This is a genomic window from Streptomyces sp. NPDC001678, assembly GCF_042892945.1.
In the GTDB taxonomy this organism is placed as follows: domain Bacteria; phylum Actinomycetota; class Actinomycetes; order Streptomycetales; family Streptomycetaceae; genus Streptomyces.
Genome location: NZ_JBIAUP010000002.1, coordinates 560,419 through 586,186 on the forward strand (window position 1 = coordinate 560,419; position 25,768 = coordinate 586,186).

Here is a 25,768-nt window from a genome sequence, read left to right on the forward strand (position 1 = left end):
ACTCTCCGTGTCGAGATGTGCCACGGCAATGCGATGATCATGGCCTGGCCAACCATCGCCGGGTATCCCGAAGAGGAAGCGCGCCGGGATTCCGGCCGGTTCGATCTAGGAATCTCCCCGTCGGGCCCAGATGTTCACGCCCTCCGTGCTGACCGCCAGGGCATCGATTTCGGCCAGTTCCGCCTTCTCCAGCGGGGCGGCGCCCAGTGCGGCGATATTGGCCTCCAGCTGCGCCACGCTGGACGCGCCGATCAGCGCCGAGGTCATCCGCTCGTCCCGCAGCACCCAGTTCAGCGCCAGCTGGGCCAGGGACTGCCCCCGCCGCGCCGCGATCTCGTTCAGGCCGCGCAGCCGGCGCACCACGTCCTCCGTGAGCAGCGCGGGGTCGAGCGACTTGCCCTGGGAGGCGCGGGACCCCTCCGGGACGCCGTGGAGGTACTTGTCCGTGAGCAGGCCCTGGGCGAGGGGTGCGAAGGCGATGCAGCCCATGCCCTCCTCCTCCAGGGCGTCGAGCAGCGCGTCGTCCTCCGTCCAGCGGTTGATCATCGAGTAGGACGGCTGGTGGATCAGTGCGGGCACCCCCATCTCCCGCAGCAGCCGGGCGGCCTCCCGGGTCTGCTGGGCGCTGTACGAGGAGATGCCCGCGTACAGCGCCTTGCCCTGCCGGACGGCCGACGCCAGGGCGCCCATCGTCTCCTCGAGCGGGGTGTGCGGGTCGAACCGGTGCGAATAGAAGATGTCGACGTAATCGACACCCATCCGGCGCAACGACGCGTCGAGCGACGACATCAGGTACTTCCGCGAGCCCCATTCGCCGTACGGGCCGGGGTGCATCAGATAGCCGGCCTTGGTGGAGATGATGATTTCGTCCCGATAGGGCAGGAAATCCTGGGCGAAGAGCTTGCCGAAGTTGAGCTCGGCCGAACCGGGCGGAGGGCCGTAGTTGTTGGCCAGATCGAAGTGGGTGACCCCCAGGTCGAAGGCCCGGCGCAGAATGGCCCGCTGCGAGTCGAGGGTGCGGTCGTCGCCGAAGTTGTGCCACAGTCCCAAGGAGATGGCGGGCAGCTTCAGCCCGCTGCGGCCCGTACGCCGGTACTCCATGGAGTCGTAGCGCGTTTCGGCCGCGTGGTAGAGCGAGGGATCGGTCATGTGCATCTGACTATCACGGTCCTGTGACAGGCCGAGTTGGGTCCTCGCGACACGCTGGCAGTAGTGTGGCGCCCTCGGGGCGACCGCCGTGGCATGGAGGGGCAGGAAGAGTGAAGTTGCGCGACCTGGTGTACAGGCTTTACGCACGCCGGGTGGAGGGCCGCCTCGACCACGCCCAGGTGCCCAAGCACATCGGTGTCATCCTCGACGGCAATCGCCGCTGGGCGCGCGCGGACGGCCGTACGCCCGAGCAGGGCCACCAGGCGGGCGCGGACAAGATCTCCGACCTGCTGGGCTGGTGCGCGGAGACCGATGTCGAGGTCGTCACGCTGTGGCTGCTCTCCACGGACAACCTGGACCGCCCGGCCGAGGAGCTCACCCCGCTGCTCGCCATCATCGAGAACACGGTGCGCGGCCTGGCCGCGGACGGCCGCTGGCGCGTCCACCACGTGGGCACCCTCGATCTGCTCCCGGCCCGGACCCAGTCGGTCCTGAAGGAGGCCGAGCAGGAGACGGTCGACCGCGAGGGCATACTGGTCAATGTCGCGGTCGGCTACGGCGGCCGGCAGGAGATCGCGGACGCGGTCCGCTCCCTGGTCCTGGAAGCCGCGGAGAACGGCGTCTCCCACGAGGAACTGGCCGAGACCGTCGACATCGACGCCATCACCAAGCACCTCTACACGCGCGGCCAGCCCGACCCGGACCTCATCATCCGCACCAGCGGTGAGCAGCGGCTGTCCGGCTTCATGCTCTGGCAGAGCGCCCACTCCGAGTACTACTTCTGCGAAGTCTTCTGGCCGGCCTTCCGCAAGGTCGACTTCCTCCGCGCGCTCCGGGATTACGCGGCGCGGCACCGCCGCTACGGCGGCTGAACCCACCGCCGCCACGGCGGCTGAACCGGGCGGCCGGACAGCGGCCCGGCTACGGGCACTGACGGAACGCCCGTTCGGACGGCTGAGGAACTGGCGTACGGGTAACGACGGATCAATCGTTCACCTGCGCGACGCATATGCCGTTGCATGCTCACGCGGTACAGCGGGAATATCCCCAGCAGGCCGACGGTCGGAACTGGGACCGTCGCTCTGCCAGCGGGCGGCATGGGGCCGCCCGCCCGGGAGGCCCTTTGCACCAGGATGACGACCGTGCGGACCGAGCGGGCCGGAGCGCCCGCACGGCGAGGGCGGTGGGCCGGATGACGACCGGCGACCCTGGAGGGGCCAGGCCCCGGCCCGTTCCCCGCGCCACCGTTCCTCACAACGGCGGTGCGCCCTTACGTCTGCACGAGGGGGTTCGTCCACCCGTGGTGAACAGCAAGAAGCGCCGTGATGGCGACCGGCGCACCTATGTCCTCGACACCAGCGTCCTGCTGGCCGACCCAGGAGCCGTGTCCCGCTTCGAGGAGCACGAGGTCGTGCTGCCCGTCGTGGTGGTCACGGAGTTGGAGGCCAAGAGGCACCACCCCGAGCTCGGCTACTTCGCGCGCAAGGCCCTGCGCCTGCTCGACGAGTTCCGTGTGCGCCACGGCCGGCTCGACGCGCCGATCCCGACCGGAGAACTCGGCGGCACGCTCAGGGTGGAGCTGAACCACTCGGATCCGGGCATACTGCCCGCCGGCTTCCGCCTCGGTGACAACGACTCGCGCATCCTCGCGGTCGCCCGCAACCTCCAGGCCGAGGGGTACGACGTCACCGTCGTCTCCAAGGACCTGCCGCTGCGCATCAAGGCGTCCGCGGTCGGACTGCTGGCCGAGGAGTACCGTGCGGAGCTCGCCATCACCGACTCCGGCTGGACGGGGATGGCGGAGCTCGCCGTCACCGCCGAGCAGGTGGACGAACTCTTCACCGCCGAGCGCGTGTACGTTCCCGAGGCCGCCGAACTGCCCGTGCACACCGGGCTGGTGCTCCAGTCCGAGCGAGGCAAGGCGCTGGGCAGGGTCACGGCGGACGGCGAGGTGCGGCTGGTGCGCGGCGACCGGGAGGCGTTCGGCATCCACGGCCGCAGCGCCGAGCAGCGGGTGGCCCTGGACATGCTGCTGGACCCGGACATCGGGATCGTCTCCATGGGCGGCCGCGCGGGCACGGGCAAGTCGGCCCTGGCCCTGTGCGCGGGTCTGGAGGCCGTGCTGGAGCGCCGCCAGCACCGCAAGGTGATGGTGTTCCGGCCGCTGTACGCGGTGGGCGGGCAGGAGTTGGGGTATCTGCCCGGCAGCGAGGCCGAGAAGATGAGCCCCTGGGCCCAGGCGGTCTTCGACACCCTCTCGGCCGTGACGACCACCGAGGTGATCGAGGAGGTCGTGGGGCGGGGCATGCTGGAGGTCCTCCCGCTCACCCACATCCGCGGCCGTTCGCTGCACGACGCCTTCGTCATCGTCGACGAGGCCCAGTCGCTGGAGCGGAACGTGCTGCTCACGGTCCTGTCGCGGATCGGGGCCAACTCCCGGGTGGTGCTCACCCATGACGTGGCCCAGCGCGACAACCTCCGTGTCGGGCGCTACGACGGCGTGGTCGCCGTGGTCGAGAAGCTCAAGGGGCACCCCCTCTTCTCGCACGTCACCCTGACGCGCTCGGAGCGTTCGCCCATCGCGGCGCTGGTGACCGAATTGCTGGAGGACGGCCGCATCTGACCGGCTCCGTACCAGAGGGCGCGCGGCGAAGCCGAGGAGCTTAGCCGCGCGCCCTTGCATGGCGCCGCTGTTTCCGTGAAACCGCAGGGATAAACAGGGTGTGAGCTTTCCCACGCGACCAAGAATTGCCTCGGAGCGCGCGGTTCAGGCAGAGTCTGCTTCCTGTCAGGCCCCGCATACGGCACTTGGGCCCCTCCGGGGGCGATGCGGAACACAGCGGAACACACAAATGAACAGCGTCGCCGTATGCCGCCCGAGCACATCGCGGACCTCCGTCAGGAGGCCCCACCGGGTCAGCGCCTCCAGTGACCGGCCGGTCCCCACCGGGACCCGTGCTGACGGAGGCCCGCGCCAGGGGCACGTCGCGTCCGCGAGGTCACCTATGCGGGCGATGCTGGAAGGAAAACGTGTGAGCCGGATTTCTGTCCGGGGATTCGCCGTGGCATCCGCCACCGCTGTCACCACCGTGGGCGCCGTCGTGGGTGTCGCAGCGGGCAACGATCAGGGCACGACGACCGATCACGTCGAGGCCACCGCAGCGGACACGACGCTTCTCGCGGCCATCCCCTCGGGACAGACCGTCCAGGCCCAGACCGCTTCTCTCAAGCAGCAGGCGGAGACGCAGACCCAGGCCGCCGACGACGCCGCGCAGAAGGACGCCGCGGAGGCCGCGCGCAAGCAGGCCGCCGAGGACGCCACGGCGAAGAAGGAAGCCGCCGAGGCCAAGGAGAAGGAAGAGGCCGAGAAGAAGGCCAAGGAGCGCGAGGAGAAGGAGCAGGTCTCCAGCCGCTCCGCCGCCCGCGACGCCTCGTCCTTCGCGGTCAAGGGCTCCTACTCCGTCGCCGAGGTCCAGGCGATGGCCCGGCAGATGATCCCCGGCGACCAGTTCCAGTGCTTCAGCAACATCGTGAACAACGAGAGCACCTGGGACTACACCGCCACCAACGCCTCCTCCGGTGCCTACGGTCTCGTCCAGGCGCTGCCCGGCACCAAGATGGAGTCCGCGGGCGCCGACTGGCGCACCAACCCGGCCACCCAGATCAAGTGGGGCCTCAGCTACATGAACGAGCGCTACGGCAGCCCCTGTGGCGCCTGGTCGTTCTGGCAGGCCAACCAGTGGTACTAGGCCCCGCCTAGGCCCTGCCGCCACCTCTTGACCAGCCGAAGCCCCCGACCTGCGAAGGTCGGGGGCTTCGTTGTCCCACCGGGCAGGTAACGTCGACAAGGATGGCCACGGGGGAGTGGGGGTAGAGGAAGAAGAATGTCCAGATTGCCACAATTGCTGGGCGGGCTGGGCTCCGGTCTGGTGCGGCTCGGTGAGCTGCTTGAGGCCCGCAGGGCGAAGGCCGGGGCGGAATCCGGGGCGGAGTCCGCAGCAGCCGGCCCGACGCCGGGGGCCGCGTCGCCCGAGCCTGCATCCACGCCGGTAACCGAGCCTGCATCCACGCCGGTGACCGCGCCCGCAGCCACGCCGGTGACCGCGCCCGCGCCCACGTCCGTCTCCGCGCCCGTCGCCACGACGCCCGTCGCCACGGCGTCTGCCGGGTCCGGTGCCGGGTCCGTTCCGCCGTCTGTCCCGGCGGACCGGGTCGCGCCCGGTGCGCGGCCCGATCCCGTCGCCGCCGTCCCCTGGGGCGTGCGGGTCGCGGCCGAGGTGGGCTGGCGGCTGCTGGTGTTGGCCGGCACGCTCTGGGTGCTGATGCGGGTGATCAGCGCGGTGCGGCTGGTGGTGCTGGCCTTCGTCGCCGGACTGCTGATCACGGCTCTGCTCCAGCCCACCGTGGCCCTGCTCAAGCGGCGCGGAGTGCCGCGCGGGCTCGCCACGGCCCTGACCTTCCTGTCCGGCTTCGTCGTCATGGGCCTGGTCGGCTGGTTCGTGGTCTGGCAGGTGACGGAGAACCTCGACGACCTGTCCAAGCAGGTGCAGCACGGCATCACCGAGCTCAAGCGCTGGCTGCTCAACAGCCCGTTCCACGTCACCCAGAGCCAGATCAACAACATCGCCGACAAGCTCAGCGAGGCCATCGGCACCAGCACCAAGGACATCACCTCCGCCGGCATAGAGGGTGTCCAGGTCATCATCGAGGTGCTCACGGGCATCCTGCTCGCGATGTTCAGCACGCTCTTCCTGCTCTACGACGGCCCCCGCATCTGGCAGTGGCTGCTCAAGCTGGTGCCCGAGGCCGCCCGCGAGGGCGTCGCGGGCGCGGGCCCGCGTGCCTGGGCGACGCTGACGGCCTATGTGCGCGGCACGGTGATAGTGGCCCTGATCGACGCGATCTTCATCGGCATAGGGCTCTACTTCCTCAAGGTGCCCATGTATGTGCCGCTGGCCGTCTTCATCTTCCTGTTCGCCTTCATCCCGCTGGTCGGCGCCGTCGTCTCCGGTGCCCTGGCGGTCGTCGTGGCTCTGGTCACCCGTGACGTCTTCACGGCGGCGATGGTGCTGGTCGTGGTGCTCGCGGTGCAGCAGATCGAGGGCCATGTGCTCCAGCCCTTCATCCTCGGCCGCGCCGTGCGGGTCCACCCGCTGGCCGTGGTCCTCGCCGTCGCCGCGGGCTCGATGACCGCGGGCATCGGCGGCGCGGTCGTCGCGGTGCCGCTGGTGGCGGTGACCAATACGGTGGTCGGGTATTTGCGGGCGTACGCGAAGGACGAGTCGCCGCCGAAGGCCTCTTCCTGACACGTTTCGCAAAAACGGGCCCCCGACCAACCGGTCGGGGGCCCGTTCTCGTGAAGGGAAGGCTCAGCCGTTCAGCACGGCCTCGGCGTCCAGCGTGGCACCGACGGCCTGGAGGACGGAGGCGATCTTGAAGGCTTCCTGGATCACCTCACGGCTCACACCGGCCTTGCGCAGCACCTGCTCGTGGGAGTCGAGGCACATACCGCAGCCGTTGATGGCGGAGACGGCCAGGGACCACAGCTCGAAGTCGACCTTCTCCACACCCGGGTTGCCGATGACGTTCATCCGCAGACCCGCGCGCAGGTTGCCGTACTCCGGGTCCGACAGCAGGTGCCGGGTGCGGTAGTAGACGTTGTTCATCGCCATGATCGCGGCAGCGGCCTTGGCGGCGGTGTACGCCTCCGGGGAGAGGTTCTCCTTGGCCTGGGGCTCCAGCTCGCGCAGGACGATCGGCGAACGGGTCGCGATCGCGCAGGAGAGGACCGTGCCCCACAGCTGCTGCTGCGGCAGGTCGGAGTTGCCGATGACCGAGCCGAGGTTCAGCTTCAGGTCCTTGGCGTAGTCCGGTATGGCGGACTTCAGCTCATCGAGGGCCATGGGAGATCAGCTCACTCGCCCGCGAGGAGCTTGACCGCGTCGAGGGTCTCCTCGCCCTTGGACCAGTTGCAGGGGCACAGCTCGTCCGTCTGGAGAGCGTCGAGGACCCGCAGGACCTCCTTGGGGTTACGGCCGACGGAGCCGGCGGTCACCATGACGAACTGGATCTCGTTGTTCGGGTCCACGATGAAGACGGCGCGCTGGGCGTAGCCGTCCTCGCCCTCGACGCCGCAGGCCTGCATCAGCTCGTGCTTGGCGTCGGCCAGCATCGGGAAGGGCAGGTCGCGGAGGTCCTTGTGGTCCTTGCGCCAGGCGTGGTGCACGAACTCGGAGTCGCCGGAGACACCGAGGATCTGGGCGTCACGGTCGGCGAACTCGTCGTTCAGCTGGCCGAACGCGGCGATCTCGGTCGGGCAGACGAAGGTGAAGTCCTTCGGCCAGAAGAAGACGACCTTCCACTTGCCCTCGTAGGTCTTGTGGTCGATCTGCGCGAAGGCCTTGTCCGCGTCGAGGTCCACACAGGCGGTCAGGTCGAACTCGGGGAACTTGTCACCGACAGTGAGCACGCGCTCTCCTTGCAACGAGGAAACTCCCCGTTCGTGGGGTTTCCTGCGGGTTGGACAGGAACCACAGTGCCACAGGAGGCATTGATAGCGGAAATAGCTAGACTGGGTGATGTTGATCGGAGGTGGTTATCAGTGATGTCGTCGTCCATAACCCAGGGGCGGCCGGAACGGGGGCCGGGAGCGCCGGGTGCGTCGTCCGGCGTGGCCAAGGTCCCCCCGGCGCGTCCCCGTCAGCCCAGCCTGGCGCAGCTGCGTGCCTTCGTCGCCGTCGCCGAGCATCTGCACTTCCGCGATGCCGCCACGGCCATCGGCATGAGCCAGCCCGCGCTCTCCAGCGCCGTCTCGGCCCTGGAGGAGACGCTCGACATTCAGCTTCTCGAGCGTACGACGAGAAAAGTGCTCCTCAGCCCGGCGGGTGAGCGGCTGGCCGCCCGGGCCCGTACGGTCCTCGACGCCGTCGGCTCGCTGATGGAGGAGGCCGATGCCGCGCGGGCGCCCTTCACGGGCGTGCTGCGGCTCGGGGTCATTCCCACCGTCGCGCCGTATCTGCTGCCGATCGTGCTGCGGCTGGTGCACGACTCGTATCCGGATCTGGATCTTCAGGTCCACGAGGAGCAGACCTCCTCGCTGCTGGACGGGCTCACCCAGGGGCGGCTCGATCTGCTGCTGCTCGCCGTGCCGCTGGGGGTGGCGGGGGTGAGCGAGATTCCGCTCTTCGACGAGGACTTCGTCCTCGTCACCCCTTGCGACCACTGGCTGGCCGGGCGGCACGACATCCCCCGGGAGGCACTGCGCGAGCTCGATCTGCTGCTGCTCGACGAGGGGCACTGCCTGCGCGACCAGGCGCTGGAGGTCTGCCACGAGGCGGGTCGTACGGAGGGGGCGCAGGCGACGACCAGTGCGGCCGGGCTCTCCACGCTTGTGCAGCTGGTGGGGGGCGGGCTGGGTGTCACGCTGCTGCCGCGGACCGCGCTGCGGGTGGAGACCGGGCGGAGCGACCGGCTCGCGACGGGGTACTTCGCGGAGCCGGCGCCCTCGCGGCGGGTCGCGTTGGCGATGCGGGTCGGTGCGGCGCGGCAGGGGGAGTTCGAGGCGTTTGCCGCGGCGCTCCGCACGGAGTTGGCGAAGTTGCCTGTGCAGGTTGTCGAGGGCTGAGGTTTGCGGGGCGGTGCGGGCCGGTGGCCCGGTTTGTGCCCACCCTCCCCCAGCTACCGCTGGGAGGTGCCCCCAGCCCTGCGGAACGCCTGCCCACAAACCGGGACCCGCGCCCACACCCGCACTCACTCCGTCCGCAGGCCGTTCGGGCGCGTGGTGCGCCAGGCTGCCGGGAGGGACAGGGTCGTGACCAGGGCGATCATGCCTACGCCCACTCCCGCCACCGGCAGGAAGCCGAGCCAGTCGCGGGCCGTGCCGTTGACCACCTGGAGCATCACCCAGCCCAGGCCGAGTCCGCCCGCCACCGCGAGGGCCGTGCCCAGGACCACGGGGATCGCGGTCTGCCACAGCACCGAGCCGATGACCGACGTACGCCGTGCGCCCAGGGCCGCGAGCGTGGACATCAGGCGTCTGCGCTCGCGCAGTTGCTCCAGCGTCGTCGCCGTGAGACCCGCGCCGATCAGCGCCAGCAGAAGGCCGGTGCCGACGAGCAAGGCCTGCTGGATCATGGCGTAGTTGGATTCCTTCTGCACACCGCCCATGCGGTAGACACGCATCGTCGGGTCGATGGCGGCGGCCGTGTTGCGGACGCGTTCGATGGCGTCGAGGTTTCCCGGTTCGAGCTGGATCGCCACCTCGGTCGTGGGGTCGGGCAGGGCCGCGACGTCGATGGTGGACGGCGTGGCGAGCACCCCGCGGTGGGGGAGGCCCCGCAGGTCGTCGACCGTCTGGACGGTGCGGGCGGAGGCGGGGATCGTCCACTCGTACGTCCGGGGTTCGCGGCCGTGGCGATCGTAGGGCAGGTCCTCCATGAACAGCCCCGTTCCGGGCTGGAGTCCGGAGGGCCGGCCGGGCTCGTCCGCGATGAACACGTCGCCGTCCCGGCAGGAGGCCAGCTTGGCCAGCCGGCGCAGCGTGTCGCAGTCGCCGACGGTCACGCCGGTGACGCCGGTGGCCGGCCTGTCGCTCTTGTGCGCGAACTGGTCCACGGTGACGAGCGCGTCGCGGACGCCCGGGGTGGCGCGGAAGCTGTTGGTGTAGCTCCGGGCCTCGGCGGGTGTGCTGCCCCGGTAGACGCCCATCATCTGGGAGTGCCTCGGCAGGTCTTCGACGAACTCGCCCTGGACTCCCGCGAAGAGCATCTGGACGGCGATGGCTCCGGCCATGGCCACGGTGATGCCGCCGACCGCGCGGGCGGCCGGGCCGGGGTTCGACTCGATGCGCCGGGTGGCCAGTTGCCAGGAGACCGGGCCGCCCCGGAGGCGGGCCACACAGGCCTCCAGCAGCCAGGGCAGCAGGGCCGCGATGCCGGCCAGCACGAGGATGCCGCCACCGGCCACCTGGTAGGTGTCGAGGCCGCCCCCGTACGGGTCCATCGTCACGCCGCCGAGGAGCGGGAACAGCAGGGCCAGGCCCGCCGCCGGGATCAGCAGGCGCCACCAGAGGCGGCGGCGCCGGGGCGTGGTGTGGCGCATGACGCCCAGCGGTTCGATGGTGACGCGACGCAGCGTGATCAGGGTGACGGCCATGGCGACGGCCGGTACCGCGACCGCGATCAGCGCGGCCAGGGCGGGGGAGGGCACCAGGTCGGCCGGGGAGACGGCGACGTCCCGGATCGTGATGCCGGAGGCGAAGTCACGGATGACCAGGAATGCGGCGGCGCCGACGAGCAGGCCCAGCAGGGCGCCGCACAGCGCCTCGCCGGAGGCGATCCGCCGGGTGGTACGGATGTCGGTGCCCACGAGCCGCAGCGCGGCCAGCCGCCGGTCGCGGCGTTCGCCGCCGGCGCGGACGGCCGTGGCGATGAAGATGCCGATGGGCAGCAGCAGCACCACGCACGTTATGTTCATCAGCACCACGAGCACCGGGCTGACCGGGTCGCCGCCCTCCTCGTGGCCGAACCGTTCGATCCGCACGGGGGCGTCGTGGATGCCGGGCCCGTGGGGCGCGTCCAGCCGGAGCCGGTCGCTGCCCGCGTAGTAGAAGAGCTCGTCGGGGCCCATGACGCCCTCGTCGCCGATGACGCCCGCGACGCGGTAGGGGAAACGTTCGCGCAGCAGCTTGCCGTCGGTGGAGCGCAGCAGGTCGTCCAGCGCGGGGGAGACCACCATCTCGCCGGTGGCGGGCAGGGCCCGTACGCCCGGCGGGAGCGGTGCGCGGGGGCCCTCGGGCTGGAGCAGGGCCCCTTCCACGGGCTTGTCGCGGAAGTCGGTGGTGACCGCCTGGTAGAGCAGGGTGTGGTCGCTCGCCGCGATGCTCCGGCCGGCCGAGGGCTGGTCGTTGACGGAGCGCGCGTTCTCGCGGTGCTCCCGTGCGGCGGACAGGTGCGGCACCGACGCGGCGATCGCCAGCAGGGCCACGCCGAGGCCGACGCCGATGGCGACGAACGCGGTGCGCAGGAGGCTCTCGCGGCCTCCGGTGACGGCGAACCGGGCGCCCATGGCCAGGTCGCGGGCCCAGGCGGCCGGGCCCGTCGGGCCGGTGGGGCGGGGGCGGCCAGGTTCTGGGGAGTCGGGGCCCGGGGGGCCGGGCCGTGCCGTGGGCTCAGACGGCGCCATGGACACCCGCCATGTCGCGTGCCCGGCCGTCGCGGACGACGACCTCGCGGTCGGAGTAGGCGGCGACGCGCGCCTCGTGGGTGACGAGGACGACGGCGGCGCGGGTGTCGCGCGCGGCCTTCGTCAGCAGTTCCAGGACGCGTTCGCCGTTGAGGGAGTCGAGGGCGCCGGTGGGCTCGTCGGCGAAGATCACGCGGGGGGTGGTGACCAGGGAACGGGCGACGGCGACGCGCTGCTGCTGGCCGCCGGATATCTGGCCGGGCCGGTGGTGCCGGATGTCGGCGACCTCCAGATGCTCCAGCCAGTTCAGGGCGGTGGCCTCGGCCTCCTTGCGCCGGGTGCCGGTCAGGCGCAGTGGCAGGGCGGCGTTCTCCAGGCAGGTGAGCTCGGGCACGAGCTGGCCGAACTGGAAGACGAAGCCGAACTCGCTGCGGCGCAGGGCGCTGCGCTCGGCGTCCGACAGGGCGGACAGGTCGCGGCCGTCGTAGTGGACGGTGCCCGTGTCGGGGCGGAGGATGCCGGCGAGGCAGTGCAGGAGCGTGGACTTCCCGGAGCCGGAGGGACCCATGACGGCCACGACCTCGCCGGGGTGGACGGAGAAGTCCGCGCCGTCGAGGGCGGTCGTCAGCCCGTACGCCTTGCGCAGGCCCGAGGCGGCGAGGAGGGAGCCGGCGGGGATCATGCCTGTACCTCCTTCGAGAGCCGGTCGAGCCGGGCGGCGGTCAGCTCCAGCCAGCGCAGGTCCGCCTCCAGGTGGAACAGCGCGTGGTCGCAGATCAGCTGGTCGGCGAGGTCGCCGGAGCTCTTGCGCCGGGTCAGCTCGCGCATCAGCCGCAGGTGCTCGGTGCGCTGGGCGTCGAGGACGGCGTCCGCGGCGCGGCCGGTCAGCAGGGCGAGGACGACCTTGGTGTAGAGCGTCGACTGGAGGTACGGCTCGGGCTTCTCGGGCCGGCCGAGCCACTGCTCGACGTCCGTGACGCCGGCGTCGGTGATGGCGTACCGCTTGCGTTCGGGGCCGCCGCCGGCCTCGATGCCGTCGACCTCGACGAGACCGTTCTTCAGCAGCCGCGACATGGTCGAGTAGACCTGGCCGTAGTGCAGGGGGCGGTCGTGGCCGAAGCGCTCGTCGAAGGCGCGCTTGAGGTCGTAGCCATGGCGGGGGCCGGCCTCCAGGAGACCGAGAAGGGTGTGCGCGATGGACATGCCGACGACTCTACACTGCATGTATACATGGTGTGTATAGCCCCCGGGGCTGTGGCGCCCGGGCTGGGATATTCGCTGACTATCCGCTGAATTTCCGCTGGTCAGACGGTGGCGGTGCCGCCTGGAAGCCGGACCGGACGGTGTGCCATGACCGTCTCCAGCCCGGCGTCGAGCCCCGGCGCGGGCGGGTCGAGGAACTGCGGTCCGGCGCCCGTCGGCGACACCAGCCGGAACAGTGGCCGCGCCGTCGGCGGGCGGAACGGTTCAGCCACCGCTGAAACGACGGAGTCCGCCCCCGCGCCGCCCCAGGATGTGCGTCACGGCATGGCAAGTGGAGCGTGCCGGGTTTCGTCGTCGGCCCCAAGACCTGGCACACCCTGAAGCCTGAAGGTCGACGGCTGCTGAACGCGCCCCGCCGGGCCGCTACCGCTCCGTCTTCGGCGGACGCCCCCGCTTGCGCATCGCGCCCACGTCCCTGGGCAGCCGGCCCGCGTCCGTGAGCGCCATGCGCAGCAGGAACTCGATCTGGGCGTTGGTGCTGCGCAGCTCCTCGCCCGCCCAGCGGGCCAGCGCGTCGTGGACCGACGGGTCGAGCCGCAGCAGCACCTGCTTGCGCTGCTGCGGCCGTCGCGCGGGCCGGTCCGGCTCCGACTCCTCCGTCACTGGTAGAGGGTGCCGGTGTTCAGCACGGGCTGGGCGGCCCGGTCACCGCACAGCACCACCATCAGATTGCTCACCATGGCCGCCTTCCGCTCGTCGTCCAGTTCCACGATGTCCTGCTCGGTGATGCGCTCCAGCGCCATCTCGACCATGCCCACCGCACCCTCGACGATCATTTTGCGGGCCGCCACGACCGCGCCCGCCTGCTGGCGCTGGAGCATCGCCGAGGCGATCTCCGGAGCGTAGGCGAGGTGGGTGAAGCGCGACTCGATGATGCGCACACCGGCCGCCTCCACGCGCTCGTGGAGCTCCTCGGCCAGCTTCTCGGTGATCTCCTCTGCGTTGCCGCGCAGGGAGAGGGCGTCCTCGTCGTGGGCGTCGTAGGGGTACTCGATGGCGATGTGACGCACGGCCGCCTCGGTCTGGGTGGCGACGAACTCCTGGAAGTCCTCCACCTCGAACATCGCCTGCGCGGTGTCCTCGACCCGCCAGACGACGACGGCGGCCAGCTCGATGGGGTTGCCGTAGGCGTCGTTGACCTTCAGTACGGCGGTCTCGTGGTTGCGGACCCGGGTGGAGAGCTTCTCGCGGCTGGTGAACGGGTTGACCCAGCGCAGGCCCTCGGTGCGGATGGTGCCCCGGTAGCGGCCGAAGAGCTGGACGACCTGGGCCTGGCCCGGGGCGACGGTGCACAGCCCGGACATCGCGACGAGCGAGGCCAGGCCGATCAGGATGCCGCCCGCGACCAGCGCGGCCGTCACCCCGGTGGCCACGTGCGAGCTGGTGGCGGCACCGGTGGCGATCGTGCCCGCGCCGGCGAGGAGGCCCACGAGGCCCAGCGTCAGGGCCGTGCCGCCGCCGATGTCGGCGGCCGGGTGCTCCTGGATGCGTGGTCGAGAGGCCGCGGCGGCGGTGGCTTCGGACATGAGGGTCCCCCTGGTTCGGTCGGTCGGTGCCGGCGTGCGCGGCCCTATCAAAGTGATAGCACATTAAGGGGCTCGTCGAGGCCCTGTACGGTTTCCCGCACAACTCCGTGCCCGGTTCCCGCCAACCGGGGTGCTGTATGTCACGTCCGTTATTGCCGTGATCGATGGGCGTTTGATGGCAGTTGCGGTGTTAGCTTCGTGAGCTGGGTTGGGGGCGGACGGACTGGAGCTACGGGAGAGATGGGCCGAGCGGACGCGCGACGGGCGCAGAAGAAGGGCGGTCGCCCTGAACAGGGCGGCGGCAAGGCCGGGAAGAAGAAGGCCGGCATACGCCGGTTCTTCACGTGGAAGATGCTGCTGGCCTACTTCGTGGCCGTCATCGCTCTCGGGGCGGGCACGTTCTACGCGCTCTACCTCTATGTGGATGTGCCGAAGGGCAACTCGGCGGCCAAGCTGCAGAGCAACATCTACAAGACCAGCGACGGCAAGACCATCGCCCGCATCGGTGAGGTCAACCGCGAGGAAGTCCCGCTGTCGAAGGTCCCCGAGCCCGTTCGGCGCGCGGTGGTCGCCGCGGAGAACAAGAACTTCTACAACGACCCCGGTGTCGACCTGAAGGGCACCGCCCGGGGCATCCTCAACACGGTCATGGGCCGTGGTACGCAGGGTGGTTCGACCATCACCCAGCAGTACGTCAAGAACTACTACCTGGACCAGCGTCAGACCGTCACCCGCAAGGTGAAGGAGCTGATCATCTCGCTGAAGGTCCAGGACGAGAAGTCCAAGGACGAGATCCTCGAGGGCTACCTCAACACCAGCTACTACGGCCGGGGCGCCTACGGCATCCAGGCCGCGGCGCGGGCGTACTACAACAAGGACATCGACAAGGTCACCCTGGAGGAGGGCGCCTACCTGGCCGCCCTGCTCCAGGCGCCGAGCCAGTACGACTGGGCCACCGCCACCGAGGCGGGCAAGGCGAACGCCAAGGCCCGCTGGGGCTACGTCCTCGACAAGATGGTCGAGCAGAAGTGGCTTCCGGCCGACGAGCGTCAGCGCATGACGTTCAAGGAGCCCGGCAAGCCCAAGGCGGCCCTCGGCCTCTCCGGTCAGAACGGCTACCTGGTCGAGGCGGCCAAGCGCGAGATCATCCGCGACCTGGCGGCCCAGGGCCGCAAGGAGAGCGAGTTCGCGGCGGGCGGCTGGACCGTCACGCTGAGCATCGACTCCAAGAAGCAGAAGGCCCTGGAGAAGGCCGTCAAGGACCAGCTGATCGACGACCTGGACCCCAAGTCCCGTGAGGTCGACGGCCACGTCCAGGCCGGCGCGGTCTCCGTGGACCCCAAGACCGGCAAGATCGCGGCGCTCTACGGCGGCCAGGACTTCGTCCAGCACCAGGTCAGCAACGCGACCCGCGCCGACTACCAGCCCGCGTCGACGTTCAAGCCGATCATCCTGGCCTCCGCCCTCCAGAACGAGTCCAAGACGCAGGACAAGCGGCCGGTCACGCCGAGCGCGATCTACGACGGCACCAACCAGCGGCCGGTCGTCGGCCCTGGTGGTGGCGGCTACGCGCCTGAGAACGAGGACGGTTACTCGAAGCCCGCGATCACCGTCCAGCAGGCGATGAACGACTCGGTCAACACCGTCTTCGCGCAGATGATCGTCGACGTCGGCATGGACAAGGTCAAGAAGACCGCCACCGAGCTCGGTATGAAGGGCGACTTCCAGGAGACCCCGGCCATGGCGCTCGGTGCCATGGGCGCGAGCCCGATGGAGATGGCGGGCGTCTACGCCACGCTCGACAACCATGGCAAGAAGGTCACCCCGAGCATCGTCAAGTCGGCGACCCAGGGCGGCCAGGAGTTCTCGCTGCCGCACGCCGTCGGCGACCGCGTCGTCTCCCGCAACACCGCCGACGGCCTGACCTCCGTCCTGACCCAGGTGGTCAACGACGGTACGGCCAACAGGGTCGCCAGCGGCGCCTACCAGGTGGCGGGCAAGACCGGTACGTCCGACGACGACAAGTCGGCCTGGTTCGCCGGCTACACGCCCAGCCTGGTCACCACCGTCGGTCTCTTCGGTGAGGGCCAGGGCGGCAAGCAGGTCACCCTGATGAACACCGGTGGTAACGGCCGAGTGAACGGTGGCACGTACCCGGCGAAGATCTGGAACGCGTACAACTCCGCCGTCTTCGGCGACGACGACGAGTCGAAGTTCGACCTGGAGACCGAGGACGGCTACGCACCGCCGCCGCCCCCGGTGACCACCCCGACCGGCACGCCCAGCCAGGGCAAGGTCACGCCGACCCCGACGGCGACGGCCTCGGGCAAGCAGACCCCGTCGAAGGACCCGTCCTCGCCGGGCAAGCACACCCCGTCGAAGGACCCGACCACGCCGGGCAAGCCCACGCCGCCCGTCGACCCGACCGTCCCGACGAACACGCCCTCGACCCGCCCGACCAACGGCGGCGGCAACGCGGGCAACGACGTCCGCTCCAACGGTGGCGGACAGCAACAACTGCCGTGACCCGAACGAACCGGCCGCCCTTCCCTCGTGGGGAAGGGCGGCCGGTCCCGTTCTCGGGCAGAGCGGGCGGTGGAGCGGTCAGGTCCCGTTGACCCTGGTGGCGATGGTGTCGCCGAGCTTCTTGTCGATGTTGCGCCAGTACTGCAGCGCCCGGTCCAGGACGGGGCGGCTCACGCCCGCCTTCAGATGACCGGCGACGTTCGAGGCCAGCCGCTCGCGGGCGGCGTCGTCGAGGACCTGGCGGACCATCGTGCCGGCCTGGCCCCAGTCGTCGTCCTCGCGGTGCGGCTTGTACGCCTCGCGGACCATCTCGCCCGAGGCCGCCCAGCCCGCGATCTCACCGAAGCGGACGGTGTCGGCGGCCGGGCCGCCGTAGGAGTTGGGCGCGTACGGGCGGCCCGTGTTCGCGGGCTCGTAGCGCATGGGGCCGTCCTTGGCGTACGAGTTCACGGCCGAGTGGGGGCGGTTGGGCGGCAGCTGGGTGTAGTTCGGGCCGATCCGGTAGCGGTGGGTGTCCGGGTACGAGAAGAGCCGGCCCAGCAGCATCTTGTCGGGCGACGGGCCGATGCCGGGCACCAGGTTGGACGGCTCGAAGGCGGCCTGCTCGATGTGGACGAAGAAGTCCTCCGGGTTGCGGTCGAGCGTCATCCGTCCGACCTCGATCAGCGGGTAGTCGCCGTGCGGCCACACCTTGGTGAGGTCGAAGGGGTTGAAGCGGTAGTCCGGGGCGTCGGCGAAGGGCATCACCTGGACGTACATCGTCCAGGAGGGGGCGTTGCCGCTCGCGATCGCCGCGGACAGATCCCGGCGGTGCGCGTCGGGATCCGTGCCCGCCAGCTCGTCGGCCTCCGCCTGGGTGAGGAAGTCGATGCCCTGGTCGGTCTTCATGTGGTACTTGATCCAGAACTTCTCGCCGCCGCCGTTGACCCACATGAACGTGTGCGAGCTGTAGCCGTTCATGTTCCGCCAGGTCTTCGGGATGCCCCGGTCGCCCATCAGCCAGGTGACCATGTGGGCGGACTCCGGCGAGAGCGTCCAGAAGTCCCACTGCATGTCGTTGTCGCGCAGGCCGTTGTCGGGACGGCGCTTCTGGGAGCGGATGAAGTCCTGGAACTTCTGCGGGTCGCGGACGAAGAAGATGGGGGTGTTGTTGCCGACCAGATCGTAATTGCCGTGTGCCGTATAGAACTTGAGCGCGAAGCCGCGGGGGTCCCGCCAGGTGTCCGGGGAGCCCTGCTCGCCCGCCACGGTCGAGAAGCGGGCCAGCATCTCCGTGCGCCGGCCGGGCTGGAAGAGATCGGCCTTGGTGAACTGGCTGACGTCATTGGTCACCTCGAAGGTGCCGTAGGCGCCGCCGCCCTTGGCGTGGACCACCCGCTCGGGGACCCGTTCGCGGTTGAACTGGGCCATCTTCTCGATCAGATAGTGGTCCTGGAGCAGGATGGGACCGGTGTCACCGATGGTGAGCGAGTGCTCGTCGCTCTCCACCGGGATGCCGACGTTGTTCGTGGTGTACGGGGTGTGCTGCGACGAGTCGGTCATGGGACGCCTCCCGGAACGGGGACTGGTGAGGACGTGCGGGGAGCCGCCCTCCACCCGAGCCAGTCAACCGCGCCGACAGGGCGTCGGCAACCGCTGTCTGGACACTGTCCAGAATCCCACCTCGTCCGCGTCAGCGTCCGCGTCAGCGCCCCTGCGCGGGCAGCGGCAGCTCGAACCACACCACCTTCCCGGTGCTCAGCCGCGTCGCACCCCACCGCCGGGCCATCTTGTTCACCAGATACAGCCCCCGGCCGCCCTCGTCCGAGGGCCGGGCCTGGCGCAGCCGGGGCAGCTGGGGCACATCGTCGCCCACCTCGCAGCGCAGCACGTCCGTACGGAGCAGCCGCAGCGTTATCGGACGCTCGGCGTACCGCACGGCATTGGTGATCACCTCGCTGACCAGCAGCTCCACCCCGTCCGCCAGCTCCTCCAGCCCCCAGCGGGTCAGCGCCCGGCGGGCCAGCCGGCGCGCCTGGCGGGGCGTCTGGGGGCGCGGGTCGAGGAACCAGTACGCGACGTCACTGGGCGCGATGCCCTCGAAACGGGCCGCGAGCAGGGCGATGTCGTCGTCCCGGTCGCCCGGCCCGAGCATGCCCAGCACCTCGTCGCACAGCGGCTCCAGCGGCGGCGGGTTGGGGCCGGTCAGCCGGGCCGTGTCGATCAGCCGCTCGCGGAGCTGCTCTATGCCGGTCCACACGTCCCGTATCCGGGACTCCACCAGGCCGTCCGTGTACAGCAGCAGGGTGGCCCCGGCGGGCGCGTCCAGCTCCACGGCCTCGAAGTCCACCCCGCCCACGCCGATCGGCGCGCCCGGCGGGACGCGCAGCACCTCGGCCCGGCCGCCCCGGTGCAGCAGCACCGGCGGCGGATGGCCCGCGTTGGCGATCACGATGCGGTGGGCGACCGGGTCGTAGACCGCGTACAGGCAGGTGGCCATGCGGTCGCTGCCCAGGCGCTGCGCCTGCTCGTCGAGGTGGTGGAGCACCTCCTGGGGCGGCAGGTCCAGGCCCGCGAGGGTCTGCGCGGTGGTGCGCAGCTGGCCCATGATCGCGGCGGAGGTCATGGAGTGGCCCATGACGTCGCCGACGACCAGGGCCACGCGATTGCCCGGCAGCGGGATCGCGTCGTACCAGTCGCCGCCGACGCGGGCGGTCTCGGCGGCGGGCAGATAGCGGCTGGCTAGCCGGACGCCGGTGGGCTGGGGGAGGGAGTCGGGGAGCATGGTGCGCTGGAGCTCGTCGGCGATGTAGACCTCGCGGCCGTAGAGCACGGCCTTGTCCACGCCGAGGGCGGTGTGGGTCGCCAGCTGGGCGGCGACCAGCAGGTCGTCGCCCTCGAAGGCGGGCCGGTCCAGGCGGCGGACGAACACGGCCGCGCCGATCACCCGGCGGCGGCCGCGCAGCGGCGCGAGGATGGTGCGGTGCCGGTCCGGTACGTGCCGGCCTTCGCCGAGCAGCTCGGGCAGGGCCGCCCGCGCGGCTGAGGAGTCCCCGAAGACGGGTCTGACACCCCGCAGCACCTCCGCGAGCGGCCCGCCTATGCGCACCTCGCAGCGCTCCGCGGCCGAGTCGGCGAGCTCCGGCCCCGGGTCGGGCGCGGCGGCGTCCCCCTCGGCGGCGGCGTCGCCGGCCTGCACGTACTCGGGCAGCCGGTCGGTGCGGCGCAGCCGCAGCACGACGGGGCCGACGGGGCGCTCGTCGCCGACGGGCAGGGGGTCGCGCAGATAGACGAGGATCGCGTCGGCGAAGGTCGGCACGGTCGCCCGGCACAGGCCCAGCACGATCTCGTCCAGGTCGATGCCGCGCGCGATCCGCCGCGTCGCGGCCCCGACGAACCGCAGCCGCTCCCCGCCGCCGGACGTCCCGGCCCGCTCCCGGGCGTTGTCGGCGTGCCCGGTCCCGCCACCGCCGCTGCCGCCGTGCGGCGGCACGCCGGGGCCGCCGGGCGCGCCGGCACCGTCACGCGCGTCCGCCCCCACGCTCCCGGCCCCCGTCCCCGGCTCCTCGCCGGCGGCCCGGGCCCGAGGACCGGTCCCCGCCCGGTCGCCGGTGACGGCTGCCGGGCCGTGGGCCTCGCCGGCCGGGTCGTCGGCGCCCGTACGCGGCTGGGGGACGCGGCTCCGCGCGCCGGGACGGGGCCGCTGTCCGGCGGTGTCGTCGGCCTCGGCCGCGGCGTGGGCCTCGTCCACCGGCTCTCCGGCGGTGCCACCGGGCCCGGCGACGCCGTGGGCCTGGGCAGCGCTCGCCGCCGGGTCGTGGGCGGCCTCGACGCCGTGGCCCGCAGGAACCGGACGGCCTGTTTCGCGGGCCGCCGGGGCCGCCGCGGCGTGGGCCTCACCGGTCGTGGCCACGGCTGTCACGCCGGCGTCGGCGGGTGCGCCCTGCCGGCCCGGCCCGGTGGGGGCGGCCGGGTCGTGGCCGGCGTCGGTGTCCCGGTGAGCCGGTCCGCCCGCCGGGGCGTGGGCCGCCGTTCCGGCGGCCGGGCCGCCGCCCTGCCGGGGCACGGCGTTCGCGCCGGGGGCGTGCTCGGGCGCGCCCGGCGCGTCGACGCCGGGGCGCGGCGCGGGCCGTGGTCTTCCGTGGGAGTTGGAGTGCTCCGTCACGCGTGGGGTTCCATCCGTAGGGGCCGTGCGTCCGCCCGGGGGAGGGCGGGTACACGTGGGTCAGGCGCGGCGCAGGTCGAGGAAGAGCTGGATCTCGGGTGGTACGTCCGTGCTCGCCGGGGCGTACGCCCGCGAGCTCTCCCCGGCGATGTCGAATCCCGCGTCACGCACGACCTGGCGCAATTCGTCCCGCAGATATCCGGATACCCGGATCGTGCTGCCGAGGAACGGGATGGCGTAGTCGTCGACGTCGGCCTCGACCATCGAGAGGGCCAGCAGTCCACCGGGTCTGAGCAGGCCGTGCAGCATCCGCAGGGCATGCGGGATCTCCGGGCGCGGCAGCATCAGCAGGGAGAAGAAGGCGGTCGCGCCGTCGAAGAGGCCCAGGTGGCCGTCGCGCAGATCGGCGAGGTCGGCCAAGTGGAAGGCCGCGTCCGGCACATTGGCGCGGGCGAGGTCGAGCATGCCGGGGGAGAGGTCGACGCCGACGACCTCATGGCCGGCGTCCACCAGCTGCCGGGCCGTCGGCAGGCCCGTGCCGCAGCCGACGTCCAGGATCCGGGAGCCGGGCGGCAGCGCCCCGGCCAGCCACTCGCCGGCGGCGAGCTGGCCCTCCTTGTGCGGGAAGGCCTCGTCGTAACGGTCGCCGATGGCGTCGAACGCCTCGGCCTGGCCGGTGCGGTCCAGCCCTAACAGGGCGAAGCCGTCGTAGTCCCGCTGGTCGTCACCGCTCACGGCTCCGCCCCTCCTGCTGACTGTGACTGTGCTGTCTGTCGTCCGTTGTGCCGGGTCGTGTCGTGCCGTGCTGAGTGTTGTGCTGGGTGTCGTGCCGGGTGTCGTGCCGTGCTGAGTGAAGTATCGCGGAGGCCGATCCTACGGTTGCCGCGCGGGGAGTCGGCAAGCGGTTCGGGCACCGATTCACACCCTGTCGCACCACCGGCTCGCATCCTGCTCACATCCGGTTCACACGGGATTCACGCCCGGGTTGAAGCCCGGGTTGAAGACCGGCTTCGGGCCCGGGTTCAAGGCCGGGTCCGCGTGCGCCGGTGCGCGGTCCCAGTCGTCGGGGAGCGCCGGCACCGGCCAGGCCGGGTCGGGCCGCCAGCGCTCCCAGCCGGCGGTGAACGGCGGGCCCCAGGCCTCGATCAGCTCGACGGCCGAGTGCCCCGCGGCCCGTACCCGGTCCGCCTGAGCGTCCGTCATCAGACCGGCGTGGCGCGCCTGGGCGAACTCGTCCTCGTCCTTCCACTCCCAACTGCGGTCGGGATAGACGGCGATGTCCAGGAAGTGGTCCTCGGAGTCGACGCCGCCGGCCCAGCGCGCGAGCGGTTCCTCGAGATTCACGTACCAGTTCCGGAAGCGCCAGTCGAGGTCCCAGAAGAGCCAGACCGACCAGGGGTCGCCGGGCCGGGCGAGCTTGAGCACGCCAGGCCCGTACCAGCGGGTCACGGCCGTCGTCCGCGGCTTGGTGTAGCGCGTGGCCAGCGGTTCGCGGTGGACGGGCGTGCCGTCGGCGAGCAGCGGTTTGACGCAGTCCGTGCCGGGCGCCATCCACACCGCGAGCAGCTCGGCGGTGTCCTCGACGACGGTGACGGGGCGGCAGATGTGGATGCCGCCCCCGGTGCCGGGTCTGGCGTTGCCGCGGTAACGCCAGAGGATCTGGTCGCCCGGCGCCCAGCGGCCGTTCCCGCCGCCGTCGGCCGTGCCCGCCGTTCCCGTCGTGTCCGTGGTCTCCGCTGCCATGCGCAGATCTTAGGTGCCGGGGACACCTATGCGCCGTGACGTATACCGCAGGGGTCCGCGGGGCGGAGGGGGCGCCACCGGCTACGGGCGGGTCATCCGCAGGACGTCGAGGGCCTCGTCGAGCTGCTCCGTCGTCAGCAGCCCACGGTCCACATAGCCCGATTCGAGCACGACCTCCCGGATCGTCTTCCGCTCGGCAAGGGACTTCTTGGCCACCTTCGCGGCCTCCTCGTAGCCGATGTAGCGGTTGAGCGGAGTGACCACGGACGGCGAGGACTCGGCGTACTCGCGGGCCCGCTCGGCATTGGCGGTGATGCCGTCGACCGTGCGGTCGGCGAGCAGCCGGGAGGCGCCCGCGAGCAGCCGGACGGACTCCAGGAGGTTCTTCGCCATCACCGGGAGCATCACATTGAGCTCGAAGTTCCCGGCGGCGCCCGCCGTGGCGACGGTCGCGTCGTTGCCCATGACCTGCGCGGCGACCATCAGGACGGCCTCGCAGACCACCGGGTTGACCTTGCCCGGCATGATCGAGGAGCCCGGCTGGAGGTCGGGCAGGGCGATCTCCGCGAGACCGGTGCGCGGGCCCGAGCCCATCCAGCGCAGATCGTTGGCGATCTTGGTCAGGCCCACCGCGATCACGCGCAGCTGACCGCTGGTCTCCACCAGGCCGTCCCGCGCGCCCTGCGCCTCGAAGTGGTCGCGGGCCTCCGTCAGCGGCAGCCCCGTCGCCCGGGCCACCTCGGCGATGACGGCGCCGGAGAAGCCGGGCGGGGTGTTGATGCCGGTGCCCACGGCCGTACCGCCCAGGGGCAGTTCGGCGAGCCGGGGCAGCGAGGCGCGCAGCCGCTCGACGCCGTACCGCACCTGGGCCGCGTAGCCGCCGAACTCCTGGCCCAGCGTCACGGGCGTGGCGTCCATCAGATGCGTCCGGCCCGCCTTGACGACCTCCGCGAACTCCTCGGCCTTGCGCTCCAGGGAGGCCGCGAGGTGCTCCAGCGCCGGGATCAGATCGCCGGTCACGGCGGCCGTCGCGGCGATGTGGATGGAGGACGGGAAGACGTCGTTGGAGGACTGGCTGGCGTTGACGTGGTCGTTGGGGTGGACGGGACGGCCCAGGCGCTCCGTGGCGAGGGTGGCGATGACCTCGTTGGCGTTCATGTTCGAGGACGTGCCGGAGCCGGTCTGGAAGACGTCGACGGGGAACTGGTCGTCCCAGCGGCCCTCGGCGACCTCGCCCGCCGCCTCCGCGACCGCCGCCGCCACCTCCTCGTCGATCACGCCCAGCTCGGCGTTGACCTTCGCCGCGGCGGCCTTGATCCGGCCCAGCGCCTCGATGTGCGCGCGCTCCAGGCGCTGTCCGCTGATGGGGAAGTTCTCCACGGCACGCTGGGTCTGGGCCCGCCACTTGGCGTCCGCCGGGACCCTCACCTCGCCCATGGAGTCGTGTTCGATCCGGTACTGCCCGCGGTCGGTCATCGTCGCTTACCTCCTGGTGTACTTCTGCAGGACTCCCACCGGACTCCTGCAGGGCACAGCGTTTGTCCTGATCCCCGTGTTCCCAAAAGTCGCTCGTGGCTACTAAATACCGCGAGTAACAACAGAACTCGGGGAGGCTCCATGACCCGGACACGCAGACCCACCCTGCGCTGTTCCCTCGCCGCGCTCGCCGCCTTCGCGGCGGCGCTCGGCGGACTGTCCGTCACCGCGCCCTCGGCGGCCGCCCGGCCGCACGCGGCGACCTCGTCCACCCCCCTGTCGCCCGAACTGGAGAAGATCCGCGCCGCGGAGGCGGCGAAGCTCTACGGCGACTCCGCCGAACGCCCCCTCGCGGCCCGGAAGACCTCGCTGCTGTCGCTGGGCGACAGCGAGATCTCCGGCGAGGGCGTCGGAACGTACGAACCCGGCACGAACGGCCCCGACAACTGGTGCCACCGCTCACCCGAAGCCGCCATCCACCGCACCGGCATCCCTGCGGATGTCACCTACAACGTCGCCTGCTCCGGAGCGACCACGGCCAACATCCGCATCGGCGGCGGCAAGCAGTACGCGGATGAGCTCGTGCAGAGCGACGCGCTCGCCGTCAAGGCACGCAACACGCGCGTGAAGCTGGTGCTGCTGGTCGCCGGCGCCAACGACGACCTCCAGTTCGGCCCGGTCATCACCGACTGCGTCGTGCGCTATCTGACCCTCCAGGGGACGTGCGAGCCCAAGTACGCCCCCGGCTGGCAGGCGCGCGTCGACGGCCTGGTGCCCAAGGTCGAGGCGACCGTCCGCGACCTGCGCAAGGTCATGACGGACGCGGGCTACACGGACGGCGACTACAAACTCGTCGTCATGGGCTACCCGAGCCCCATAGGCCCCGACTTCGAGGACAACCCCGACTTCCCCGGCAAGCTCGCGGGCGGCTGCGTCGGCCACACCTCGGACTCCGCGTGGGGGCGGAACGTGGCGGTGCCCGCGTTCGAGCGGGGCATGCGGAAGGCCGCCCGCGAGACGGGCGCGATCTTCCTCGACAACTCGCGGCTCTTCCACGGGCACGAGGTGTGCATGGAGAACACCTGGGCCCGGGGCCTGTACGTGGACGTGGCGAACCCGTTCCCGCCGAACGAGAACTCCGTGCGGCAGTCCTTCCACCCCAACGCGCGCGGCCACGCGGCCTTCGCGTCGTGCCTCACCCAGCTCTACGGCTCGGGCTGGCGCGAGGCGGGCTGCGCGGACCCGGCGAGCACGGGGTCGCCCGTGCTGCGCGAGGGCGCGTGGGACGACGCGTTCCGGCCGCTGCGCGGCGAGGCGGCGGGGACGTGCGTGGACGCGTACGGGGCGGGTTCCGCCAACGGGACCGAGGTCGGCGGATGGCCGTGCTCGGGCGCGCGGAACCAGCAGTGGTGGTTCGACGGGGGTAACGGGTCGCTGCACACGGCTCTGACGCACGACCGGTGCGTGGACGTGCCGGGGGGCACGTATGCCGCCGGTGCGGCGGTGACGCTCTGGAACTGCCATGGTGGGGCGAACCAGCGGTTCAGCCTGTCCGGCGGGACGTTCCGGCCGGTGGCCGCGCAGGATCTGTGCCTGAGCCTGGCGGGGGCGAAGGAGCCGGTCCGGCTCCAGAAGTGCGACGGGTCGGCGAGTCAGCGCTTCGCGTAGCCCCAGCCCCGCCCTTTCTCCCCCAGCTACCGCTGGGAGGTGCCCCCAGTTTCCCGGGGGCTCCGCCCCGGACCCCCGGTCCTCAAACGCC

The 25,768-nt window shown here is 71.3% G+C and carries 21 protein-coding genes; 7 read left to right on the forward strand and 14 right to left on the reverse strand.

Annotated elements, in window-relative coordinates; all coding sequences use genetic code 11:
• Positions 1–105: 105 nt before the first annotated feature.
• A complete protein-coding gene (mgrA, locus tag ACFYZR_RS06195; protein ID WP_391905698.1) occupies positions 106–1,149 on the reverse strand; it encodes an L-glyceraldehyde 3-phosphate reductase in 1,044 nt (347 codons plus the stop codon).
• 110 nt (positions 1,150–1,259) lie between these two features.
• Between mgrA and ACFYZR_RS06200 the strand changes: the two genes are divergently transcribed.
• The 4 genes from ACFYZR_RS06200 (at position 1,260) to ACFYZR_RS06215 (ending at position 6,455) form a co-directional block, all read left to right on the forward strand.
• Positions 1,260–2,021, forward strand: a complete 762-nt coding sequence (locus tag ACFYZR_RS06200) for an isoprenyl transferase (protein WP_391905700.1) — start codon at positions 1,260–1,262, stop codon at positions 2,019–2,021.
• A 428-nt stretch (positions 2,022–2,449) separates the two neighbouring features.
• Positions 2,450–3,772, forward strand: coding sequence for a PhoH family protein (locus tag ACFYZR_RS06205; RefSeq protein WP_391905701.1), 1,323 nt, complete (start codon positions 2,450–2,452; stop codon positions 3,770–3,772).
• A 391-nt stretch (positions 3,773–4,163) separates the two neighbouring features.
• On the forward strand, positions 4,164–4,898 hold the full coding sequence (locus tag ACFYZR_RS06210; protein WP_391905704.1) for a transglycosylase SLT domain-containing protein: 735 nt from the start codon (positions 4,164–4,166) through the stop codon (positions 4,896–4,898).
• Positions 4,899–5,033: 135 nt separating this feature from the next.
• On the forward strand, positions 5,034–6,455 hold the full coding sequence (locus tag ACFYZR_RS06215) for an AI-2E family transporter (protein WP_391905707.1): 1,422 nt from the start codon (positions 5,034–5,036) through the stop codon (positions 6,453–6,455).
• Positions 6,456–6,518: 63 nt separating this feature from the next.
• On the opposite strand, the gene ACFYZR_RS06220 is transcribed toward ACFYZR_RS06215, so the two are convergent.
• On the reverse strand, positions 6,519–7,052 hold the full coding sequence (locus ACFYZR_RS06220) for an alkyl hydroperoxide reductase (RefSeq protein WP_126915797.1): 534 nt from the start codon (positions 7,050–7,052) through the stop codon (positions 6,519–6,521).
• 11 nt (positions 7,053–7,063) lie between these two features.
• The gene (locus tag ACFYZR_RS06225; protein WP_391905710.1) at positions 7,064–7,618 is read right to left on the reverse strand and encodes a peroxiredoxin; all 555 of its coding nucleotides are present in this window, start codon (positions 7,616–7,618) and stop codon (positions 7,064–7,066) included.
• A gap of 135 nt (positions 7,619–7,753) precedes the next feature.
• On the opposite strand from ACFYZR_RS06225, the gene ACFYZR_RS06230 reads away from it, so the two are divergent.
• A complete protein-coding gene (locus ACFYZR_RS06230) occupies positions 7,754–8,773 on the forward strand; it encodes a LysR substrate-binding domain-containing protein (protein ID WP_391905713.1) in 1,020 nt (339 codons plus the stop codon).
• A 125-nt stretch (positions 8,774–8,898) separates the two neighbouring features.
• Here ACFYZR_RS06230 and ACFYZR_RS06235 read toward each other — a convergent pair whose 3' ends face one another.
• From ACFYZR_RS06235 to ACFYZR_RS06260, 6 genes are all read right to left on the reverse strand, one after another.
• Positions 8,899–11,331 (reverse strand): FtsX-like permease family protein, encoded by a 2,433-nt coding sequence (locus ACFYZR_RS06235; protein ID WP_391905716.1) that lies wholly within the window; start codon positions 11,329–11,331, stop codon positions 8,899–8,901.
• Entirely contained in the window at positions 11,318–12,013 is a 696-nt protein-coding gene (locus ACFYZR_RS06240) for an ABC transporter ATP-binding protein (RefSeq protein ID WP_391905719.1), read from the reverse strand. Before ACFYZR_RS06240 ends, ACFYZR_RS06235 begins: the two co-directional genes overlap by 14 nt.
• Entirely contained in the window at positions 12,010–12,534 is a 525-nt protein-coding gene (locus ACFYZR_RS06245; RefSeq protein WP_391905721.1) for a PadR family transcriptional regulator, read from the reverse strand. The genes ACFYZR_RS06240 and ACFYZR_RS06245 overlap by 4 nt, the downstream gene beginning before the upstream one ends.
• A gap of 101 nt (positions 12,535–12,635) precedes the next feature.
• Positions 12,636–12,806, reverse strand: a complete 171-nt coding sequence (locus ACFYZR_RS06250) for a hypothetical protein (RefSeq protein WP_391905724.1) — start codon at positions 12,804–12,806, stop codon at positions 12,636–12,638.
• A 151-nt stretch (positions 12,807–12,957) separates the two neighbouring features.
• Complete coding sequence (locus ACFYZR_RS06255) at positions 12,958–13,197, reverse strand: hypothetical protein (protein WP_391905727.1); 240 nt, start codon at positions 13,195–13,197, stop codon at positions 12,958–12,960.
• Positions 13,194–14,120 (reverse strand): SPFH domain-containing protein, encoded by a 927-nt coding sequence (locus tag ACFYZR_RS06260; RefSeq protein WP_391905730.1) that lies wholly within the window; start codon positions 14,118–14,120, stop codon positions 13,194–13,196. The genes ACFYZR_RS06255 and ACFYZR_RS06260 overlap by 4 nt, the downstream gene beginning before the upstream one ends.
• A gap of 240 nt (positions 14,121–14,360) precedes the next feature.
• Between ACFYZR_RS06260 and ACFYZR_RS06265 the strand changes: the two genes are divergently transcribed.
• Positions 14,361–16,646, forward strand: coding sequence for a transglycosylase domain-containing protein (locus ACFYZR_RS06265; protein WP_391905733.1), 2,286 nt, complete (start codon positions 14,361–14,363; stop codon positions 16,644–16,646).
• 78 nt (positions 16,647–16,724) lie between these two features.
• On the opposite strand, the gene ACFYZR_RS06270 is transcribed toward ACFYZR_RS06265, so the two are convergent.
• From ACFYZR_RS06270 to ACFYZR_RS06290, 5 genes are all read right to left on the reverse strand, one after another.
• Positions 16,725–18,188 (reverse strand): catalase, encoded by a 1,464-nt coding sequence (locus ACFYZR_RS06270; RefSeq protein WP_391905736.1) that lies wholly within the window; start codon positions 18,186–18,188, stop codon positions 16,725–16,727.
• 142 nt (positions 18,189–18,330) lie between these two features.
• Positions 18,331–20,538 carry a SpoIIE family protein phosphatase gene (locus tag ACFYZR_RS06275; RefSeq protein WP_391906049.1) on the reverse strand — a complete coding sequence of 736 codons (2,208 nt, stop codon included), beginning with the start codon at positions 20,536–20,538 and terminating at the stop codon, positions 18,331–18,333.
• A 312-nt stretch (positions 20,539–20,850) separates the two neighbouring features.
• The gene (locus ACFYZR_RS06280) at positions 20,851–21,525 is read right to left on the reverse strand and encodes a class I SAM-dependent DNA methyltransferase (RefSeq protein WP_391905739.1); all 675 of its coding nucleotides are present in this window, start codon (positions 21,523–21,525) and stop codon (positions 20,851–20,853) included.
• Positions 21,526–21,753: 228 nt separating this feature from the next.
• Positions 21,754–22,533 carry a DUF402 domain-containing protein gene (locus ACFYZR_RS06285; RefSeq protein ID WP_391905742.1) on the reverse strand — a complete coding sequence of 260 codons (780 nt, stop codon included), beginning with the start codon at positions 22,531–22,533 and terminating at the stop codon, positions 21,754–21,756.
• Positions 22,534–22,614: 81 nt separating this feature from the next.
• Positions 22,615–24,009: a class II fumarate hydratase gene (locus tag ACFYZR_RS06290; RefSeq protein ID WP_391905745.1), complete on the reverse strand. Its 1,395-nt coding sequence runs from the start codon at positions 24,007–24,009 to the stop codon at positions 22,615–22,617.
• A gap of 141 nt (positions 24,010–24,150) precedes the next feature.
• Here ACFYZR_RS06290 and ACFYZR_RS06295 point away from each other — a divergent pair, with 141 nt between their 5' ends.
• Positions 24,151–25,677, forward strand: a complete 1,527-nt coding sequence (locus ACFYZR_RS06295) for a ricin-type beta-trefoil lectin domain protein (protein WP_391905748.1) — start codon at positions 24,151–24,153, stop codon at positions 25,675–25,677.
• Positions 25,678–25,768: the final 91 nt, after the last annotated feature.

Coding starts and splice junctions, on each gene's coding strand:
- mgrA (WP_391905698.1), bottom strand. CDS start 1,149: ATGACCGATCCCTCGCTCTACCACGCGGCCGAAACGCGCTACGACTCC.
- ACFYZR_RS06210 (WP_391905704.1), top strand. CDS start 4,164: ATGCTGGAAGGAAAACGTGTGAGCCGGATTTCTGTCCGGGGATTCGCC.
- ACFYZR_RS06215 (WP_391905707.1), top strand. CDS start 5,034: ATGTCCAGATTGCCACAATTGCTGGGCGGGCTGGGCTCCGGTCTGGTG.
- ACFYZR_RS06220 (WP_126915797.1), bottom strand. CDS start 7,052: ATGGCCCTCGATGAGCTGAAGTCCGCCATACCGGACTACGCCAAGGAC.
- ACFYZR_RS06230 (WP_391905713.1), top strand. CDS start 7,754: ATGTCGTCGTCCATAACCCAGGGGCGGCCGGAACGGGGGCCGGGAGCG.
- ACFYZR_RS06235 (WP_391905716.1), bottom strand. CDS start 11,331: ATGGCGCCGTCTGAGCCCACGGCACGGCCCGGCCCCCCGGGCCCCGAC.
- ACFYZR_RS06240 (WP_391905719.1), bottom strand. CDS start 12,013: ATGATCCCCGCCGGCTCCCTCCTCGCCGCCTCGGGCCTGCGCAAGGCG.
- ACFYZR_RS06245 (WP_391905721.1), bottom strand. CDS start 12,534: ATGTCCATCGCGCACACCCTTCTCGGTCTCCTGGAGGCCGGCCCCCGC.
- ACFYZR_RS06260 (WP_391905730.1), bottom strand. CDS start 14,120: ATGTCCGAAGCCACCGCCGCCGCGGCCTCTCGACCACGCATCCAGGAG.
- ACFYZR_RS06265 (WP_391905733.1), top strand. CDS start 14,361: ATGGGCCGAGCGGACGCGCGACGGGCGCAGAAGAAGGGCGGTCGCCCT.
- ACFYZR_RS06270 (WP_391905736.1), bottom strand. CDS start 18,188: ATGACCGACTCGTCGCAGCACACCCCGTACACCACGAACAACGTCGGC.
- ACFYZR_RS06285 (WP_391905742.1), bottom strand. CDS start 22,533: ATGGCAGCGGAGACCACGGACACGACGGGAACGGCGGGCACGGCCGAC.
- ACFYZR_RS06290 (WP_391905745.1), bottom strand. CDS start 24,009: ATGACCGACCGCGGGCAGTACCGGATCGAACACGACTCCATGGGCGAG.
- ACFYZR_RS06295 (WP_391905748.1), top strand. CDS start 24,151: ATGACCCGGACACGCAGACCCACCCTGCGCTGTTCCCTCGCCGCGCTC.